The sequence below is a fragment of the Bradyrhizobium sp. genome (assembly GCF_049691595.1).
In the GTDB taxonomy this organism is placed as follows: domain Bacteria; phylum Pseudomonadota; class Alphaproteobacteria; order Rhizobiales; family Xanthobacteraceae; genus Bradyrhizobium.
Window position 1 is genome coordinate 1 of record NZ_JBAVNZ010000002.1, and the last position, 2751, is coordinate 2751.

The window sequence follows — 2751 nt, forward strand, 5'->3', positions numbered from 1 at the left end:
GAGAAGCCACGCGCCCAGGCTCTTGTCGTGCCAGCCGCCACCGGCCTCCAGGCAATGCTCGTTCAGCAGCTCAAGCGGCGGCCCCCAGCAAAAAGGCACGCGCTCGAAATTCAGCGCGCGCCAGTCGCCGTCCTCGCAATCGGCATTGACCTGCCACTCCGAAAACGTGGTCGCGATCAGCCACGTCGCGCCGGAGCGGCGGAAATTGGCCACCGCGCGCGCGATATTGGCAAACGACAGATGCACCAGGCAGTCGCGGCACAGAATCGCGTCACATCGAGGCAGGATATCCGCCGTGATGTCGGCGAGACGATATGCGCCCCCGATTTCGCCGGCGGCGGCGCGGGCTTGCAGTCTCGCGATCAGCGCCGGCACGATATCGACGCCGGCATATCGCATCTCCAGATTGACTTTGTTGATCCAGCCGGCATCGCCGCAGGGCGCGTCGAGCAGCGAGGTCACCCCAAGCCGATCAAGCAGCCGCGGTAATTCCGCGCGCAACACGGCGGTGGCGTCCAGCTCCGAGCCAAGCCCGGAAGCCGATGCCGCCGCGCCCCACAGATTGGTCTCGTGGATGCGCCGAAAGCGTTGCGCCAGGCTCAGGCCTGCGAAGGACTCCTTGTCCTCAAGGAAGCGCTGATGCGCCAGCACGGGCGGACGATCGGAATCAGGTGACGACATCTACCGCCACGGCTCGACGACGATCTTGGTATGCCGCTCGGGATTGGCGAGATCGGCAAAGGCCTGCGCGACGCCGTCGATGCCGACGCGCGCCGTCACCAGCGAGGCCGCATCCACCTCGCCTTCCGCGATCAGGCGCAGCGACCAGGCGAACTCATCCGGCGTGTAGCCCAGCACATATTGGACGCTGAGCTCCTTCATGATGCCGAGCATCGGCTCGGAGCGGTCGGTTTCCATGCACACGCCGGCCACGACGATGCGGGCGTCGCGCGGCGCCCCTTCGAACACCTGTTGCAACAGGCCGGGAATGCCGACGCATTCGAAGATCAGCGCGGGTTTCAGCGCCGGCAAAAGTGCCTGCAGCGGCGGCCGCGCTGCTTTCTGTTCCGGCGACATCCGGGCGTGCTCGGCCCAGGTCGCGTAGGGATGCGAGCGCGCGGGATCGACGACAATGTCGGCGCCGAGCCTTTCGGCAAGCGCCCGGCGCGCCGGCGAATAATCCGCAGCCACAATCGGGTGCAATCCCCGGATCTTCAGCGCCGCGATCACGGCGAGGCCCACAGGCCCGCAGCCGATCACCAGCGGCACCTCGTCGCCGCGGATATTTGCTTTTGCCACCGCATGAACGCCGACCGCCAACGGCTCCGTCAGTGCGGCATGCTCCGCCGCGAGGCCATTCGGCACTTCAAGCAGCAGCGCCTCGCTGAGCAGCATGCGCTCGGCATAGGCGCCGACATTGTCGTTGGAATAGCCGATGCCTTGCGGGCCTTCGCCCGTCAGCAGCGCCGGCAGCGAACACACCTTGGCGCCGGCTTTCAGCTGGCCCGTCGTGCCCGGGCCATGGTCGAGAATCTCGCAGCAGAATTCGTGGCCGAACACGACATCGCGGCTGAGGTCCATCGGCTTGCGGCCGGGAAGATGCTTTGCAAGCTCGACCATATGGCGGGCATGCTTGCGCGCGTGCAGATCGGAGCCGCAGATGCCGCAGGCCAGCGACTTGACCAGCACCATGCCCGCGCCCGGCTTCGGTTCCGGCATGGTGTCGACAACGATCTCGCCGTTCCTGAAAATCGCAGCCCGCATCGGCGCCTCCCCGTGGTTATGCCTCTCATAGCACGGAGGACTACCATGAACACCGCCCGCTGCTGAATCACCGCTCCGTCAGGCGTTCGGCGAAGGCTCGGCGGGCACCGTCAAAAGCTGCGACCGCCGCACCCGCTCGCGGTGGGCGGTATAGAGACCACTGGCGACGATGAAGGCGGCGCCGGTCACGGTCCAGATATCGGGGACCTCGCCGAAGATCAGGAAGCCCAGGATGCTGACCCACATGAGCTGCGTGTAGGAGAACGGCGCCAGCACCGAGGCGTCGGCGTAGCGGAACGCCAGCACCACGATCCACTGTCCCGCCGTCGAGGCGATGCCGATGAAGATGCCGAACAGGATATCGCGCGCGCTCGGCGCGACCCAGACCAGCGGCACCAGCGCCGACAGAATGCACACGCCGGCGATCGACGAATAAGTCATGGTGGTGACGGCGCGCTCGCTGCCGCTCATCATCCGCGTCATGATCAGGGTGCAGGCCCAGGCCAGCGCCGACACGATCGGGAAAAATGCCGCGGGATGAAACGCCCCCGATCCCGGCCGCAGGATGACGATCACCCCAAGCAAGCCGACGCCGGTCGCGATCCAGCGGCGCAGGCCGACCTTCTCGCCGAGAAAGACGATCGACAAAGCGGTGACGAACAGCGGCGAGACGAAGCCGGTGGCGGATGCTTCCGCGATCGGCAGGAACCGCAGGCCGGAGATGAAGAACAGCGAAGATCCGAGCAGCGCCGCGCCGCGCAACCATTGCAGACCGGGACGGCCGGACCGGAGCGCAAACAGCGGCGACCCCGGCAGCATCGCCGGCGACATGATCAGCGCGAACACCAGAAACCTGATCCAGGCGATCTCGATCGACGGCAAGGTCGCCGACAGATATTTGGCGGTGACATCGGAGGCGCCCAAAAATACCGTCGACGCCAGGATCAGCGCGATGCCCCTGAACGGCCGGTCGGCGCGCGCCGGCGC

General features: G+C 66.5%; 3 protein-coding genes. All 3 read right to left on the reverse strand.

Annotation, left to right across the window (positions count from 1 at the left end):
* Positions 1–681, reverse strand: a 681-nt coding sequence (locus WCE35_RS00025) for a class I SAM-dependent methyltransferase (protein WP_424591303.1), incomplete at its 3' end; no start/stop codon positions are given.
* A complete protein-coding gene (locus WCE35_RS00030; RefSeq protein WP_424591304.1) occupies positions 682–1764 on the reverse strand; it encodes a zinc-binding dehydrogenase in 1083 nt (360 codons plus the stop codon).
* Between the two features lie 78 nt (positions 1765–1842).
* Positions 1843–2751, reverse strand: a 909-nt coding sequence (locus tag WCE35_RS00035) for a DMT family transporter (protein ID WP_424591305.1), incomplete at its 5' end; no start/stop codon positions are given.